At 61.6% G+C, this 14,575-nt stretch carries 14 protein-coding genes; 5 read left to right on the plus strand and 9 right to left on the minus strand.

Annotated features, from left to right (window positions below; translation table 11 throughout):
- Positions 1-33: 33 nt before the first annotated feature.
- The gene (locus HU722_RS08990) at positions 34-2,946 is read left to right on the plus strand and encodes an ATP-binding protein (protein ID WP_065945707.1); all 2,913 of its coding nucleotides are present in this window, start codon (positions 34-36) and stop codon (positions 2,944-2,946) included.
- Positions 2,946-3,593, plus strand: coding sequence for a response regulator (locus HU722_RS08995; protein ID WP_065882302.1), 648 nt, complete (start codon positions 2,946-2,948; stop codon positions 3,591-3,593). Before HU722_RS08990 ends, HU722_RS08995 begins: the two co-directional genes overlap by 1 nt.
- On the opposite strand, the gene HU722_RS09000 is transcribed toward HU722_RS08995, so the two are convergent.
- The 6 genes from HU722_RS09000 to HU722_RS09025 form a co-directional block, all read right to left on the minus strand.
- Positions 3,594-4,088, minus strand: coding sequence for a fimbrial protein (locus HU722_RS09000; RefSeq protein ID WP_186753013.1), 495 nt, complete (start codon positions 4,086-4,088; stop codon positions 3,594-3,596). It abuts the gene before it with no gap.
- On the minus strand, positions 4,085-4,552 hold the full coding sequence (locus tag HU722_RS09005; RefSeq protein WP_065882305.1) for a fimbrial protein: 468 nt from the start codon (positions 4,550-4,552) through the stop codon (positions 4,085-4,087). The genes HU722_RS09000 and HU722_RS09005 overlap by 4 nt, the downstream gene beginning before the upstream one ends.
- A 10-nt stretch (positions 4,553-4,562) precedes the next feature.
- Positions 4,563-5,468 carry an MrpH family fimbial adhesin gene (locus HU722_RS09010; RefSeq protein WP_065945704.1) on the minus strand — a complete coding sequence of 302 codons (906 nt, stop codon included), beginning with the start codon at positions 5,466-5,468 and terminating at the stop codon, positions 4,563-4,565.
- Between the two features lie 2 nt (positions 5,469-5,470).
- Entirely contained in the window at positions 5,471-8,047 is a 2,577-nt protein-coding gene (locus HU722_RS09015) for a fimbria/pilus outer membrane usher protein (protein ID WP_186753012.1), read from the minus strand.
- Between the two features lie 40 nt (positions 8,048-8,087).
- On the minus strand, positions 8,088-8,786 hold the full coding sequence (locus HU722_RS09020; protein WP_065882312.1) for a fimbrial biogenesis chaperone: 699 nt from the start codon (positions 8,784-8,786) through the stop codon (positions 8,088-8,090).
- A gap of 65 nt (positions 8,787-8,851) precedes the next feature.
- On the minus strand, positions 8,852-9,424 hold the full coding sequence (locus HU722_RS09025) for a fimbrial protein (protein ID WP_065882313.1): 573 nt from the start codon (positions 9,422-9,424) through the stop codon (positions 8,852-8,854).
- Between the two features lie 380 nt (positions 9,425-9,804).
- On the opposite strand from HU722_RS09025, the gene mqo reads away from it, so the two are divergent.
- Complete coding sequence (gene mqo / locus HU722_RS09030; protein WP_065874882.1) at positions 9,805-11,451, plus strand: malate dehydrogenase (quinone); 1,647 nt, start codon at positions 9,805-9,807, stop codon at positions 11,449-11,451.
- Between the two features lie 64 nt (positions 11,452-11,515).
- On the opposite strand, the gene HU722_RS09035 is transcribed toward mqo, so the two are convergent.
- Positions 11,516-12,187, minus strand: a complete 672-nt coding sequence (locus HU722_RS09035; RefSeq protein WP_065945701.1) for an NADPH-dependent F420 reductase — start codon at positions 12,185-12,187, stop codon at positions 11,516-11,518.
- Positions 12,188-12,286: 99 nt separating this feature from the next.
- Between HU722_RS09035 and HU722_RS09040 the strand changes: the two genes are divergently transcribed.
- Positions 12,287-13,183, plus strand: coding sequence for a LysR family transcriptional regulator (locus tag HU722_RS09040; RefSeq protein ID WP_186753011.1), 897 nt, complete (start codon positions 12,287-12,289; stop codon positions 13,181-13,183).
- A gap of 176 nt (positions 13,184-13,359) precedes the next feature.
- Complete coding sequence (locus HU722_RS09045) at positions 13,360-13,689, plus strand: YXWGXW repeat-containing protein (RefSeq protein ID WP_065874885.1); 330 nt, start codon at positions 13,360-13,362, stop codon at positions 13,687-13,689.
- A 127-nt stretch (positions 13,690-13,816) separates the two neighbouring features.
- Here the strand turns inward: HU722_RS09045 and HU722_RS09050 are convergent, their stop codons facing one another.
- Positions 13,817-14,212, minus strand: coding sequence for a type II toxin-antitoxin system VapC family toxin (locus tag HU722_RS09050; protein ID WP_065874886.1), 396 nt, complete (start codon positions 14,210-14,212; stop codon positions 13,817-13,819).
- Positions 14,209-14,466 carry an AbrB/MazE/SpoVT family DNA-binding domain-containing protein gene (locus HU722_RS09055; RefSeq protein WP_065874887.1) on the minus strand — a complete coding sequence of 86 codons (258 nt, stop codon included), beginning with the start codon at positions 14,464-14,466 and terminating at the stop codon, positions 14,209-14,211. Before HU722_RS09055 ends, HU722_RS09050 begins: the two co-directional genes overlap by 4 nt.
- Positions 14,467-14,575: the final 109 nt, after the last annotated feature.

Below are 14,575 nucleotides of genomic sequence, written 5' to 3' on the forward strand. Positions count from 1 at the left end.
CACGTCCTGATTCAGGCTTTCCCGGTACCGACAATGAAACATGCAAGTCTGCGCCTGGACAAACTGGCGCAAAGCTCCCAGCGCCTGAACAAAGCCCTGTTACTGCTCACCGGGCTGGCCTTGTTGCTGTCCAGCAGTTGCTATTGGGCGGTGTCGCGGTTGCTGGATGCCGAGCAGGAAAAGGTCGCGTTCCACTTCGCCCGCGTGGTGGAAATCATCCATGAGCACGAGGCGTTCCTGCGCAATGTGGCCACCGGCTACAACCGCATCCATGCGCCACCGCTGCCTTCCGTGCAATCCACCGAAGTGGTGGAGTTGCAGCGCGACGCCGGGCAAGTGGTGTTGCAGGCCAAGGGTTTTGCCTTGTCGTTGCCGTTCACCTTGTCCCACGCGGCCGGGTTTACGGCGGATGACACGCGCCGGGCGCTGGCGTTTGGCGTGCAGTTGAGCGACTACTACGGCGGTTATTGGGCCAGCTCTTTTTATGCCTCGCCGCAGCTGTTCGTGTTTACTCCCAATGACGAGGCCAGCCTGGCCGTGCCCGGCATTGGCGGCCTGCGCCAGCACCAGCCCTTGTTGCGTGAGCAGTACCGTGGCGTGGTGAGCCGCTTGCACCAGTTGCAGCAAAGCCAAAGCCTGCTGCTCACCGACAGCCGCGTGCGTTGGGTGCGTGCGCCGTTGCAGCTGTATAAGAACAGCCGCAGCGTGGTGGCGATGATCGGCCTTGATGCGCCCGCCGCCCTCCTGCCTGCCAATCAACCGCAGGGAATGCTCACCTTGGCGGCGGTGGTGGATACCTCGCAGGTCGATGAGTTCGAGCGGGTGCTGCAATTGTCGGTGTACAACCAGTTCACCCTGATCTCGCCCCAGGGCGATGTGCTGCTCGGCAGCCTCGGCGATGAACAGATGGCGCCCCTGGGCCTGAGCTTCAACAGCCAGGGCTTGCGCTTCAAGATGCTCAGCGAAGGCGGCGAGCATTGGACCGGCTTGTACGCGATCAGCTATCAGGATTTCCTACGCTACGCCAAGTGGCCGCTGCTGGGCCTGGGCCTGACGTTCCTCGCCGCGGTATTGCTGGGCTGGTGGATCAACCATTGGTACAAGACCCGTATTGTCAGCCCGGCCCAGCGCGCCCAGGAGCGTTTGTTCGAGAGTGAAGCGTTCAACCGCATCATGCTCCACAACGCCCCGGCAGGCCTGTGCGTGGTGCGGCGCAGCGACTGCCAGTTGCTGCTGGAAAACCAGCGCGCCCTGCAACTGGGCGGCACCGCGCAACTGGTCGAGGCCCTCAGGGCCAACGACGGCGCGGACACCCCCGGCGAGATGTGCCTGGCCGTGCAGGGCCGCTACCTGCAAGTCGTGGTGGTGGCCGCGCGTTACGAGGGCGAGGACGTGTTCCTCTGCGGCTGCAATGACATCACCCGGCACGTGGATGAAACCTTGCAGCTGGACCTGGCCCGCCAGGAAGCCACTGCGGCCAACGAGGCCAAGACGGTGTTCCTGGCGACCATGAGCCACGAGATCCGCACGCCGCTGTACGGCGTGCTGGGCAACCTCGAGCTGATGGCCCTGACCGACATGAGCGAGCGCCAGCGCCAGTACCTGGAAATTATCCAGGGCTCGTCCACCGTGCTGTTCCAACTGATCAGCAACGTGCTCGACGTGTCGAAAATCGAGTCCGGGCAAATGGCGGTGGAAGCTGCGCCGTTCGGCCCGCGTCAATTGGTCGAGGAATCGGTGCTGGGCTTCACCGCCACCGCGCGCAACAAAGGCTTGCAGATCGATGCGGAAATCGACCCGCAAGTGCCGCAGCAATTGCTCGGCGATGCAGGGCGCATCCGCCAGATCCTGCATAACCTGCTGGGCAATGCGATCAAGTTCACCGAGTCCGGGCGCGTGCGTTTGCGCCTTACCGTGCAGGAATTGCTCGAAGACCATGTGGCCCTGCAATGGCAGGTCACCGACACCGGCGTGGGCATTCCGGAGAAGGCCCTGGACCAGTTGTTCAAACCCTTCTATCAAGTGGCGGGCGGCCAGGACGGTAATGGCGCGGGCCTGGGCTTGTCGATCTGTTCGCGCCTGAGCGAATTGATGGGCGGCACCATGCGTGTGGTCAGTGAGCCAGGCCTGGGCAGCAGTTTCTCGTTGTTTATCACCTTGCCGATCCTCAGCAGCGCCGAGTCGGTCGCCGGCCCGATGCTGGCAGAACCTTGCCTGGATGCGCCGTGCCTGAATGTGCGTGTGCTGGTGGCCGAAGACAACCCGGTCAGCCAGGCCGTGTTGCAGGAGCAGCTCGAAGCCCTCGGCGCCCAGGCCACCGTGGCGCGGGACGGCGAGCATGCGTTGCAGATCTGGGGTTCGCAGCCGTTCGACCTGGTGATCACCGACATCAACATGCCGCGCCTCAACGGCTACGACCTGGCCCGCGCCCTGCGCGAGCAAGGCGTGCAGGTGCCGATCATCGGCGTCACCGCCAACGCCCTGCGTGAAGAGGGTGAGCGCTGCCTGGCGGTGGGCATGAATGCCTGGGTGGTCAAGCCGCTGAGCATGAACATGCTGCGCCAGGCCTTGATGTCGCACTGTCGCCGCGCGACGGCCCTGGCTGCGCCGACGCCAGACCGCGACCGCGAAGGCTGGATCGAGCTGTCGCCGGCCATGCGCCAACTGATGGGCGACACCTTGCTGGCCGACGTGCAGCAGATCGAACAGGGCCTGGTCACCGGCGATTCGACCCTGGTGCGCCAGCGCCTGCACAGCCTCAACGGCGCGCTCGCCAGCGCGCGTGCCGGGGCTTTATCCAATGCCTGCCAGAAATGGGAAAACACACTGTACGACGGCCCCCTCGACAGCCACGCCACTGCGCAGATCCGCGAGTTGTGCGCACGCCTGACGGCGGTGGCGCAGTGCCTGGTGGCAGAGTCAACCGCTCACAAGGAAGACAAATAATGCGAGAAATGAACGTCGTCATCGCCGATGACCACCCGATCGTGCTGGTGGGCGTGCGCGAGATCGTGCAGCGCGATGCGCGCTATACCCTGGTGGGCGAGGCGGTCAGTTCCAGCCAATTGATCGAACAACTGCGCAGCCATCGCCCGCAAGTGTTGATCACCGATTTCAACATGCCCGGCGACGACACCTACGGCGATGGCCTGAAGCTGATCGAGTACATCCTGCGCCACTTCCCCGAGACCCAGGTGCTGGTGCTGACCATGATTTCCAACAGCCTGATCCTCACCCGCTTGCAGGAGCTGGGCGTGGCGGGCGTGATCCAGAAAAACCACCTGCACGGCGAGATCGAAAAAGCCCTCGGCGCGATCAGTGCCCAGCGCAGTTACCGCGCACCGGAGCCCGCCGCGACCTCGGTGGTGGCCAATGCGACCCAGGTGCAGGAGCGCTTCCAGAGCCTGTCGCCGCGGGAGATGGAAGTGCTGCGTTTATTTGTGACGGGCATGAGCGTCAGCGACATTGCGCGGCAGTTGAGCCGCAGCAACAAGACCGTCAGCGCGCAGAAAGTCTCGGCCATGCGCAAGCTGGAGGTGGACAGTGATCAGGCGTTGCTGACCTATTGCATCGAGGCCCGGCAGTTTCAGTAATCAGCGGTACGTCATCTGCATCAACAGGGAGGCTTTGTAGCCGCCCGCTTCGGGCAGCTCGCCCAGGGACACGGGCTTGACGCGAAGGGTCAGCGCCAACGGTTCGTCTTCTACTGGCCAGGTGCCGGTTTGGCCCAGGCCGATGCCCGGCTTGTCGGTCTTGTCACGCAATTGCACCTGCAACCCCAGGGATGGGAGAGTGGTGAGCAACACGGGGTTGACGGTGATAGCCCGGCCCATGTTCGCCGACAAACTCAGCTCGACCTGGACGCCCGCCTGACAGTCGAAGACCAGCGGCACGTCGGTGGCGACGGCGCTGTCGTCGGCCAACTGGCTGAGGTTGACCTTGCCCAGGTCCACCTGTTGCGTACTCGGAAATCTCGCGGTGCAGGGCGGTGCGATCAGCTTGCCGCTGACGTCGATCTGCGCTTCCTCCGCCGCTTGCGCAAGGGCGGTGCCGGCTATGGCCAGCAGTATCCAGGCAAGCGCTTTCATAGGTAATTGAGGGTCATGACCATCGACGAGGTGAACGCGCCGGGCGCCAGCGTGCCCCGTTCGACCAGTTGCGCCTTGAGGCTGATATCCACGTCGCCGCTAAGGTTGGTGTATTTCTTGACGGTGCCATTGAGGTTTGCCGCCGTGTTGTCCGCCCACAGCAACGACACACCAAGGTTATCGGCGGTGGTCTTGGCCACGGTGGAGGTATAGGTGCCGTTATTGGACGTGAAGCTGACATTGAGCGAAGAACCCGACGAGCACTTCAAGCGCACCGGCACTTGCACAGTGCCGGTGGTCGCCACCTGGTCAGTACGCACGTCGCCAAATGCGGCGGTCAGGGTGGTGCCGGTACTCAGCACGCACGGTGGGCGGGTGAGGGTGCCGCTGACGGTGATATTCACCACGTCGGCAGCGTGAGCGGTGCTGCTGAGCAGCACCAGGGCGAGCAGCGGAGTTTTCATGGCAAGGCCCTCATTGATAGTCGATGTTCAGCGTGTATTGGCTCTGAAACGCACCCGTCGGTGATTGCCCAGCCGCCAGTTGTGGCTTGAAGCTCAGGTTTACGTCATTGCTGCCCACGCGTAACTGCATAAAGCGCGGGGTAGTGAAGTTCACCGGGTTCAGGGTGTCGGTCCACAGCGCCTGCATGTTCAAACCCGCCAGTGAGGTACGCGTCACGCCGGTGGTGGCGTTGACTACCGCCTGGTTGGGCAGCAGGTAAACGTTGGCCCGCATCGCGGACTTGCAGTTGATCGACACGGTGGTCGATTGCATCTGGTTGTTGAGTTCGCTGTTGCTGATAGAGCCAAAGCGCAGGTTGACGCTGCCGGGTGAGCTCAGGCTGCACGCCGGCGGCAAGACGGTGTATTCAAACAGCGTTTGCACGAACCACTCGCCATACCCCAGGTAGTTCTGCGAAGTCACGCCCAACAGCACCGCTACATAGCGTACGCCAGGGGTGCGGGGCGCGTTGCCCACGAGGATGAAGTGGTAGGGCACCGAGGTATTCACGGGTAGGCGCTTGCAGGTGCCGCCGAGGCAATTGCCACTGTAGATGCCGAGTGGCAGATCGGAAAAGTAGGTGTTGTGGTACGGGTCGAGCAATTTCAACGTAGCTTGATCCGAGCCGCTCATGTAGTTGATTTGCGTATTCAAACCGGCGGAATAGGGAAATGTCCGGCGAATTATGCAACTTCCCTGATAGGTGACCCTGATCGCCTGGCCCGGCTCAAACGTGTAGCCGTCGGGGGGGATGCTTTGCTGTGTGCAGTTGACGTTGCCTTCGACCAACGCCTGCGCTGGCTGGGAAATGCAGGCCAACACGCCGCACAGCAGCGCAAGGCTCAGGCGTACGCACATTTCATTGATGATGTTCATGCTCAGGAATCCTTGGCACCCGACCCACCGGCCGCGCGCTCACATTGAATATTCAGTTGGGTAATCCCACCCTCGGCAGGCTTTGTTTCGTCCAGCGTCAATTCGCGGCTGCACCACGCCTGGCCGTCGACGCTGATCAGCAACCGTGCCTCGGGCGGCACGCCGGTCAGGAACGCGCGGCCTTTGTCGGCCACCAGGGTGTTGCCCAAGGCACGGCCGTCCGGCGCGAGCAGTTCGGCGCGGGCAGCAAACGGCGCGGCTTCGCCACGGGTGTCGCTGATGCGAAACAGAATGCGTTGGCCGCGCCGGGTGTCGAAGTCGGCCAGTACAAACGCGCCACGGTTTGGCGTGACTTCCTGCACCGGCTCGGCGATGTCGACGTCAGCCGGCATCGATTGGGTGTCCAGCGACACGCGGTTTTTGCGATAGGGCAGGGCCTGTGGCACCACGGTGTAGCCATTGCTGTTAGTGCGCACTCCGCGCTTGTTGCTGATGCCCACGTCGGCGGCGCCTGGTGTGGCGACGATTACATTGGTTTCGCCCAATGGCTGGCTGAACATCAGGTTGCTGTCATACGCCACCACCGAGCCTTCGATGCCCATGTCCAGCTGGCGGCTGCCGCTGGTCTCGTTGTAGGCGCCGCGCACAATCGCGCTTGGGGCGTCGTATTGCGCGGCGAAGGTGCCGCCGGTCTGGCGTTGTACGCTGTTGACTTGCTGCGATACGCCCGCGCTGTAGGCCAGGGTGTCATCCTCGAACGCGTTGCCGCTCAGGGTCGCGGTGCGGGATGCCGAGCCACGCGCGCTCTGGTTCAGGTTGGCCGTAACGCGCTGGCTGCGCGTGCCGCCCAGGGGCATGCTGATGCTCAGGGACAGGCTGCGATCGTCGGTGTTGGCGCCTTTGCTCATGGCCAGCCCGAGGGAGTAGGAAATGTCGCCGACGCTCGCGCTGTAACCCAGCTGGATCGAGGTGTCGGCCTTGCTCTTGTCCCAGTAGGCGGTTTTCGACACGTTGGCGTACACCCCGCCGTAGCCGCCCAATTGCTGCGACACGTTGGCGGTGAAGTTGCTTTTCATGTGGCCGCTGCGGTACGTGTCCAGGCTTTGCTCGGTGCTGCGGCTGTTCAGCGCTTCGTTGAACGAGTAGTAGCCGCCGGTGGAGTAGCGGTAGCCGATCAGGCTGAAATTAGTGTCGGTGGCCGCCAGCGACTTGGAGTAGCGAAAACGGAACGACTGGCCGCTGGAGGTGGTTTTTCCCCGGCCCATGCCATCGCTGCGGGCGTGGGTCACGTCCACCGAGATCGCGCCAAAGCCGGCAAAGTCATGGGCAAAGCCCAGCAGGCCGGCGTTGTATTGATCACTCAGCAGGCTGCCGCCAAACAACGTGGTGCTGCCGCTCAAGCCACGGCGCAGGGAGGCCTGGATAAATGTCGGGGTTTGCTGCACAAAGGACGATTGCGCCGGGCGGTACTGGCCGGCGAACACCGAGTAACTTTGCTGGCCTTCGCGCAGCATGTAGGGCACCGACGAAAACGACTGGGTGTAGACCTGGCGCTGGCCGTCCGGGCCTTCCACCGTGACTTCGATGTCGCCGTTGCTGGCGGTGGGGTACAGGTCGGTCAAGGCGAAGGGCCCCGACGGCACCCATTGTTCATGGATCACATAACCGCGCTGGCGGATGATCACCCGCGAGCGGCCATTGGCAATACCGCGAATCACCGGGGCGAATTCGCGGGCCTGGTCGGGCAGCATGTCCAGGTCCGAGGCGATGCCCAGCCCGCGATAGGGGATGGCGTCAAACAGGTCGCCTTCGGTGGTGGAGTCACCCAGGGTGGCGATCGCCATCATGTTGCCCATGTCGCGCTGGGCGTAGGTTTCCAGCGACTCCCAGCGCCCGGGCGTGGTGCTGCCTTTTTGCCAGGTGGAAAAATTGCGCAGGCGCCAGGCCCCGGCATTGATGCCGCTGCGCAGGCTGCCGAACTGGTCCTGGCGGCGACCGGCGTCGGACTCCACGGTGCTGCCGGTAAAGCTGTAGTTGGTGAACGCCACCTGTTCGCCATTGCTCCATTGCCGACGGCGCACTTCAAACGGGATGCTGCCCAGGTAGGCCTGGGGGATTTCAATCGACAGGATCTGGCGGTTGAAGTCGTAGTCGTAGCTCACGCCGGCCAGGCCCTGGTCGAACGCAATGCAGGTGGGGTCGGCGTCGCTGCGGTTTTGCAGGGCGGTGGCGGCCACGCCCTGGGCGCGGAAAAACTCGACATCCAGGCACGGGAACAGGCCGGTGCTCGAGCGTTCCTGACTGCCGATGGCGCGGATAAAGCGCACATCACGCTGCTCCACCGAGCGCTCGTTGAGCACCACATCCACCCGATAAATCCCCGGTAACTGGCCGTCGCTCATGGCGCTGACTTGTTGTTTCACGGCTGCCGAACTCTGCCCGCCGCCGATCTCGAGGAACGACGCATCGAACTCGTAGCCGGCGTGTGCGGGGGCCAGGTGCAAGGCTGCGGCGGCCACGAGCGGGCAGCCGAAAGCCTTCATGGCGCGGCAGCGCATGAATGGGAATGAACGGGGCATGGGCGTTCCTGCAAAGGTGTTGCCGGGTTGGCGCGGGGTCTTAGTGGATGCGGATGACCGGTGCGTCCACGGTGCTGCCGTAGTCGTCGATGTAGCTGAGCGACACTTCATCGCCAGCCTTGGCCTGGATCGGCAGCTCACGGGCTTCGCCTGGGCGTAGCACATCCGGCGCCTGGGTGATCGGCAGGCCGTTGAGCTTCAGTTCGCTGACCACCACGTGCAGCTTGGAGGCGTTATTGAAGGCCAATGCACCCGCTTGGGCCTTCCAGTTCACTTGCGCCACTGCGTCCTTGAGCGAGCCTTTGACGCCGGCCGGGCGGTAAAACAGTTTGATGGTGGTCTTGAGCGCGATCTGCAGCACGTTCTTGCCTTTCTGGTCATCGCTCATGGCCGGGATCGCCTTGACGTTCATCAGGTACAGGCTTTCGCGGTCCTGGGGCACTTCGGGGCCACCGGTAAAGATCACGCGCAGGATGTTTTCCTTGTTGGCATCCAGGCGGAACAGCGGCGGCGTGACGATAAAGTTATCGACGCTGTCCTCGTTGCCACTGCCGAAGCGGCTGACCCAGGACTGCACGAGGTAGGGTGAGGTGTCTTCGCGGTTGCTGACGGTCAGGTTGGCTTCATTGGCCGCGCCGTCGTAGATCAGCCGCGTGGCGCCGACGGTGACGGCGGCGTTGGCTGCCGTGCTGTGCCAGAGCGGCAGCAGGGCGAGCAGGAAACAGACTTTCAAACGCATGACAGGGAACTCCGGAAGCCCGCGGGCCTGCGCGCAAACGCCTGGCCCACGGTGTTGACGAGCAATTACTTGTAGGTAACGTCGAAGCTGGCCAGCGCGTGCACCTGACCGGTACCGATGCCGGAGGTGGTCACAGCGTCGTCGCCTTCACCGGTGGTGGTGTCGGCGACGGTGCGCACGTAAGCAGCGGTGAAGTCAAAGGTGTTGGACTGGGCACGCAGGTCGTAATCGGCGGTCGGCGTGTTCAGTGGCAGCTTTTTGCCGTCCCGCGCGTCGGCGATCTGGATCGCGATACCCTTGACCTGGTTTTCGCCGGTCAGGCCGAGCAGGGTGGAGTCGTTGGCGTCTTGCTGGCCGCTGAAAGTGATCGCGACGTTTTTCTTGGTCGCGAAGCTGCAGTTGTCCAGGCTGATGGTGAATTTTTTCGCCTTGGCGGTGGAACCGACGGTCGGCTGGAAGTCAGCGATGCGCACCGCGTCCAGGGTCACGGACTTGTTCACGTCGCCGGTGGTGATGGTGCAGGCGTTGTCGGTGACCGAACCGGTGAATTCGATCTGCCCGTCCGCTGCCTGTGCGGCGCCGGCCAGCAACCAGCAAGCGCCGCAGGCGAGGGTGAGTTGGCTCAGTTTGTTCAGCATTGCAATGCCTCTTTCAAGAGATGGAAAGTTGTCTGCCTACCCGTCAGGTAAGCCAATCCATAGTGCAATGCTGTGATTTAGAGGCACATGAGACGGATCTTAAAAACTGGCGAAGTGATGGCCGCGCGACCGGTGAGTCCATATCCGCCGCAGGGCGTGATATTCTGCGCGCCATCTTGGACTAGTCTCTCTCTGGTACGTACATCCGTATACGTCCCCGCGGGTCGATGGCGCCCAGGTAGCTGAAGCCAATAATGATAAGAAGTCAGCGCAGAAGGGACATAAAAGTGAGGTCGATACGTCGGTCTTGTGTGCCCACCCTGCGGCCTTGAAGATTCAAGGGCGGTAGGGCGGATGGCGTTTTATCATAGGTGCTACTGATGTTTAAAAAAGTAAACACTGCCCTGCTGGGGCTGGCTTTGTCGATGGGGATCACGTCCGTTCACGCGGAAGAGGCAAAGAAAGTCGATGTGCTGCTGATCGGCGGCGGCATCATGAGTGCGACCCTGGGGGTCTGGCTCAATGAGCTGGAGCCGGGCTGGTCGATGGAAATGGTCGAGCGCCTTGATGGCGTTGCCGAAGAAAGCTCCAACGGCTGGAACAACGCCGGTACCGGTCACTCGGCCCTGGCTGAGTTGAACTACACCCCGGAAGACAAGAACGGCAACGTTGAGATCCCTAAAGCGGTCGAGATCAACGAAGCGTTCCAGATCTCCCGTCAGTTCTGGTCCTGGCAGGTCCAGCAGGGTGTGTTGAAGAACCCGCGTTCATTCATCAACTCCACACCGCACATGAGCTTTGTGTGGGGCGATGACAACATCAAATTCCTGAAGAAGCGTTATGAAGCGCTGAAGGCGAGCCCGCTGTTCGCCGGCATGCAGTACTCCGAAGACCCGGCGCAGATCGCCAAGTGGGTTCCGTTGATGATGGAAGGGCGTGACCCAAACCAGAAAATCGCGGCCACCTGGAGCCCGCTGGGTACTGACATGAACTTCGGCGAGATCACCCGCCAGTTCGTCGCTCACCTGCAAACCACCCCTAAGTTCGACCTGAAACTGTCGAGCGAAGTGCAGGACATCACCCGCAACGACGACGGTTCGTGGCGCGTGAGCTACAAAAATCTGAAAGACGGCACCAAGACCGAAACCGATGCCAAGTTCGTGTTCATCGGCGCCGGCGGCGGTGCCCTGCATCTGCTGCAAAAGTCGGGCATTCCTGAAGCCAAGGAATACGCCGGCTTCCCGGTGGGTGGTTCGTTCCTGGTGACCGACAACCCAACTGTCGCCGAGCAGCACCTGGCCAAGGCCTACGGCAAGGCTTCGGTGGGCTCGCCACCGATGTCGGTTCCGCACCTGGACACCCGTGTGCTGGATGGCAAGCGCGTGATCCTGTTTGGCCCATTCGCGACCTTCTCCACCAAGTTCCTCAAAGAAGGCTCGTACCTGGACCTGCTGACCAGCACCACCACCCACAACATCTGGCCGATGACCAAAGTCGGTATTCGTGAATACCCGCTGGTCGAGTACCTCGCTGGTCAACTGATGCTGTCGGATGACGACCGCTTCAAGGCATTGCAAGAGTACTTCCCGAACGCCAAGCAATCCGACTGGCGCCTGTGGCAGGCCGGTCAGCGCGTGCAGATCATCAAGCGTGACGAAGAGCAGGGCGGCGTCCTGAAACTCGGTACCGAAGTGGTCAGCTCCGCCGACAACACCATCGCAGGCCTGTTGGGTGCATCGCCAGGCGCGTCGACCGCGGCTCCGATCATGCTGACCGTGCTGCAAAAAGTGTTCAAGGATAAGGTAGCGACCCCTGAGTGGCAGGCCAAACTGCACCAGATCGTACCGAGCTACGGCACCAAGCTGAATGACAGCCCAGAAGCGGTTGCCAAGGAATGGGCCTACACTGCCGGCGTCCTGCAGCTGCCTACACCGCCTGTGATTCCGCAAGCGGCTGCTCCAAAGGCGACCGAGGCTGCCAAGCCTGCGGCTGAGCCGAGCAAGCCAGCGTCTGACCTGGCGCTGTAAGTAACGGCTAAGAAAAAGCCCGCTGAACCGGTAACGGTCAGCGGGCTTTTTTGTGCGCGGGTGTTTATGCGTGGCTGTGGTTTCGCTCAACGGCCAGCAGTTCAACTGTACGCTCAGCCGCCGCCAACGCTGCTTTCAATCCAGCCTGGTCCAGCGGGACGCAATACGCCGGCTTGGCTCGCTCAAACCGCCAGCTATCGTCCAGCCCACCTGCGTCTACGGCATCGAAACCCAGCTCATCGAGCAACGTGATCACGCGTGCCTTGGCCGTCGCGTCATCTGCTGCCACCGGCAGTGCGCGACGGTCAGGCGCGCCGTGAGGGCGGGCATCCTGCGTCAGGTCTGGCGCGAAGATCGCGTTGAACACTTTCACCACGTGTGAATGCGGCAAATGGTCAGCAAGCAGCCGGCTGGTGGTGGTTTCAAAACGGTCCAGTGCCGGGATATGCCCATCGCGGTTGGGATAGTAATTGTTGGCGTCCATCACCGTTTTACCCTCCAGCCACTGCGCAGGCACACTGCGGTAATGCTCCAGGGGAATCGCCACGAGCACCACATCGCCAAATTGTGCGGCATCATCTGCGCTGCCCACTTGAACCCCCAGTATGCCGCTCAGCACGCTGCTCATGGTCTGTGGGCCGCGGGAATTGCTCAACATCACTTCGTGCCCGGCCGCCAATGCCAGTTGCGCGACAGCGCGCCCGATAAAACCTGCTCCAATCACGCCAATCTTCATGTGCTTGCTCCAGTGAAGGTATGAAGTGGCTATGATGATTGGCAACCATCTGGTGATAAATGACGGTTCCGGCGCGGATGTTGTTACTGGGAGTAGGGAATGATGGACCGTTTATCAAGCATGAACGCCTTTGTGATGGCTGCTGAGCTGGGTTCCTACGCCCGCGCGGCCGAGCGTTTGGACATGTCTGCGCAGATGGTGGCCAAGCATGTCACCGCGTTGGAACAACGGCTGGGTGCGCGCTTGCTCAACCGCACTACGCGAAGGCAAAGCCTTACAGAGTTGGGTAGCGCGTATTACGAACGTTGCAAGCACATCCTGACGGAGGCCGAGGCTGCCGACTCTCTCGCGCAGATCATGAATGACACGCCGCGTGGCAAGCTGAAAATCACCGCCCCGGTGACCTTCGGCTCCTACAGCCTGATGCCGTTGATTACCGGTTTTTTGCGCGACAACCCGGATGTGCACATTGACCTGCACCTCACGGATCGTTTCGTCGACTTGGTGGAGGAGGGTTATGAAGCGGCCTTTCGCATCGGTCCCTTGGCGACCACCGGCCTGACAGCTCGGCCGCTGGCACCCTATCGCCTGGTGGTCTGTGCAGCGCCGGCGTACCTGAAGGCCAGCGGCACACCGTTGAAACCGGCAGACCTTGAGCATCACGAGTGCCTGGGCTATGCCTTCTGGTCGCGTCCGGCAGATCGGGAATGGGGGTTTTACGAAGGCGCGGTGCCGCATAAGGTGCAGGTAAGCAGCCGCTTGCAGATCAACGAAAGCAGGGCGCTGATGTCGGCTGCACTGGATGGGTTCGGCATTGTGCTCGGTCCGCAAGACTTCCTGCGTACGGCGTTAGCGAAGGGCGACTTGGTGCGGGTGCTGCCGGATTTCGACGCGCCGAGCCGGGCGATGCATTTGGTCTACACCGCTAATCGGCAACGTACGGCTAAGTTGCGACGTTTCGTCGAGGCCGTGTTGCAGCGTTTTGGCCCGGCTTGAGGGGATAAATGCGCACTGTACCTTTCGTCTGCACTTATAAGCGCAACGCCCTCAGGTTCAGCAACCTGACAGACACTTCCTGTTAAAAAATACCCATGGCCGATCAGGAGAGCGGCTGGAAAAGGGGGCATTTTCAATTTTGCAGGTGTTTGGGCGTCAGCGTCCGAGGGGTTTGTATGTTGCTACGTTATGCAGCATTGGCGGCCGTGGTCGTCGCCGCATCCGGATGTGTACAAGAGCGCGTCGTGCATGAGCGCAGGCCGGTTCAACGTGAGTATGTGGAAGTTGTTGCGCCGCAACCGCCGCCGGTGCAGGTGATCGAAGTCGAACCGCCCGTGCGCTACGGCTATGTATGGTCACGTGGTTACTGGCGCTGGGACGGTGGGCGCTATGTCGCGGTCCATGGTCATTGGGAGCCGGTGCGCGAGGGTTACCGTTATGTGCATCCGCACTGGGTGCAACGTAATGATGGGTATCACTGGCAGGGCGGTGGTTGGGTTCGCTGAGCCTTGGCTGGGTCGGCTTCCTGGTGCCAGGCAGCCGAACCTCGCGCAACGGCGCCGAGCCCAGTTGATCGGTGCCCAGCGCTTTACAGCATCCGCTTTGACCTGAGTGGCGCTGCAACGGCAAGCCTCAGGTCAGTCGCTTCATGCCTGCCGCCTTCGCAGCATTCAGGTCAAAGGTGGCGGTATATTCGCAGCCAGCTGCATGGGCACAGCGTTCTATCAGGCAGTCCGCAAAATCGGCCTTGCTCGCCGTGAAGCGTCGCAGGGCCTGCCAAATGATCTCGGCGTGCTCAATGGTCAATTCACGGGTGCGCAACAGCGTTTCCAGAACGGTTACCACCTCACTCTTGGCTGACTGGTAACAACTTTGTAAAACCCACACCAGTTCCACCACGGACACCAGGCTGACAAAACCCGGTGAAACGCTGGTGAGTGATTCGATCAATTCGGAGGCCTTGGACGATTGGACGGGATCATCCTGGGTGACATAGCGAACCAGCACATTGGTATCCAGCCCGATCATCCAGCTTTCGCTCCTTGTGCCGCGATGGCGCGGTTCATTTCATCCAGGGAGACGGCGTTGGCGGGTTTTCGGATCAGGCCTTTGAGGTCATGTACGGTTTTACTCGCTGCCATGATGGAAAATTTACCGTCCTCCATTTCAACGAATTCAACGCGGTCTCCTGTTTCCAGGCCCAAGGCGGTTCTGACCTGAACGGGAATGGTGATTTGCCCTTTCGACGTAAGCGTGGCGGTAGCCATATTGAAGATCTCCATCGTGATACTCCTTACCTTAGGGTAAGGAATGATGGAGGACAAGATCCGTTGGTCCATAGGTTGCTCTCTGGTGTGTGTGAGTCGGGACAAGTAAAAACCTTAGTCCGAC

It is taken from the genome of Pseudomonas tritici, from assembly GCF_014268275.3.
GTDB classification, from domain to species: Bacteria; Pseudomonadota; Gammaproteobacteria; order Pseudomonadales; family Pseudomonadaceae; genus Aquipseudomonas; species Aquipseudomonas tritici.